Origin of the sequence: Neisseria sp. HMSC073G10, from assembly GCF_001812605.1 — a bacterium.
In the GTDB taxonomy this organism is placed as follows: Bacteria; Pseudomonadota; Gammaproteobacteria; order Burkholderiales; family Neisseriaceae; genus Neisseria; species Neisseria subflava_A.
This window is the reverse complement of the sequence record NZ_KV809539.1, coordinates 1-438: the sequence shown is the minus strand read 5'-3', so window position 1 is coordinate 438 and position 438 is coordinate 1. Positions and strand designations below refer to the sequence as shown.

Annotated in this window: 1 pseudogene; it reads left to right on the top strand. The window is 52.3% G+C overall.

What is annotated here, in order from left to right:
- A pseudogene (locus HMPREF2865_RS11000) lies at nt 1–438 on the top strand (hemagglutinin/hemolysin family protein); the annotation flags it as partial.

Here is a 438-nt window from a genome sequence, read left to right as displayed (position 1 = left end):
GAAGTCGAAAAACGCGAAGGCAGAAAAATCAGCAGTCAAGAAGCGGCAATGAGAATCCGCAGGCAGATACTGCGCTGGGTGGATAAAGGTTCCCAAGACGGCTATACCGACCAAACGGTTATTTCCACAATCGGCATGAAAGGCGAAGACAAAGCCTTGGGTTATACTTGGGACTACCGCAACTACGGCGCAAGAAATCCGCAAGCCTACAACGATCCGAAGCTGTTTGAGGAATACCGCCGACAGGACAAACCCGAATACCGCAACCTGACCTGGTTGCACAGCGGGACGAAAGACACCAAAATCAGGCAGGAAGAGCGGAAAAACGAAGAGCTTGCGCTGAACGTTACCGACTGGCTGACGAGCTTTGTCAACCCCAATCCGAGGGTAAAAGCCCCGATTCTTGCGGGCGTTGGCAACCTGAAAAACATCAAGCCG